This window comes from Flavobacterium sp. AJR (genome assembly GCF_002156885.1).
In the GTDB taxonomy this organism is placed as follows: domain Bacteria; phylum Bacteroidota; class Bacteroidia; order Flavobacteriales; family Flavobacteriaceae; genus Flavobacterium.
Genome location: NZ_NCWQ01000199.1, coordinates 1 through 894 on the forward strand (window position 1 = coordinate 1; position 894 = coordinate 894).

2 protein-coding genes are annotated in these 894 nt (G+C 26.5%); both read right to left on the reverse strand.

Annotated elements, in window-relative coordinates:
- Nucleotides 1-72 precede the first annotated feature (72 nt).
- Nucleotides 73-453, reverse strand: coding sequence for a hypothetical protein (locus tag B8T70_RS23530; RefSeq protein ID WP_123912174.1), 381 nt, complete (start codon nt 451-453; stop codon nt 73-75).
- A 6-nt stretch (nt 454-459) separates the two neighbouring features.
- Nucleotides 460-810 (reverse strand): hypothetical protein, encoded by a 351-nt coding sequence (locus B8T70_RS23535; protein WP_086896439.1) that lies wholly within the window; start codon nt 808-810, stop codon nt 460-462.
- Nucleotides 811-894 lie beyond the last annotated feature (84 nt).

The window sequence follows — 894 nt, forward strand, 5'->3', positions numbered from 1 at the left end:
AAAATATTCATTCTTTTAGTATTAGTAATAGTTACAATTTCAGAAGTACTAAAATTTATTATTATTGATAATTTATTTTTTTGATCTCTGTATTAGCTCCTCAAAGTACACATTATAATCAAATACTTCTTTGATCTTGTTGTCTTTGTATAAGGTAATATATGCTTGGTCTTTAATTTTAACTATAGAATCCCCTACTTCTACTTGATCCCAAAAATAATTTTCTAAGGGAACAACATTTGTACTTGTGAGTTTTAGCATAGGAGTACCGTGTTGTGCTGAATCAACATATTTTTCAGCTACAACACCAGAATATGACTCTCCTTCTCTATTTTTAAGTACTCTTTTATAAAAAGCTTCATTCCCAGAAAGATAATTACCTATAAAAATGAACACACCTACTAGTATTGCGAAAGCCATTAATCTAAGTATTTTTTCTGTTTTTTCAGACATATTCATTTATTTGTAAATCTTACCTTCACACTCAAAATTAAAACTCATAACAGTATCTTTTTTATGAATACTAAAAATTAATTCTCCTTTCTTTTTTATTATAGTATCACCAATAGTAATATCTTTTTTATAATTTGACCACCACATATCGCTTATATTAGAATTACAATCGTATTCTTTTTTAGTTACCGGATTTATTCCTTTATAATCAAATCGAGAATCAGTATCGCTCGGAATTTTTTGTACGATTAAAAGACATTCATCTACTCTATAATATTCAACTGTAGAGTCGCAATCTCTAATCGGACCACAAGAAAATATGCATAAAGACAAGCAAAATAAAATTGTATATTTCATGTTTTTAAAATGTTTTTTTTGGTATTGATACCTCCAATTACTCTAATATATCAATATAATATTGATTGGTAATTAGTTAATTGC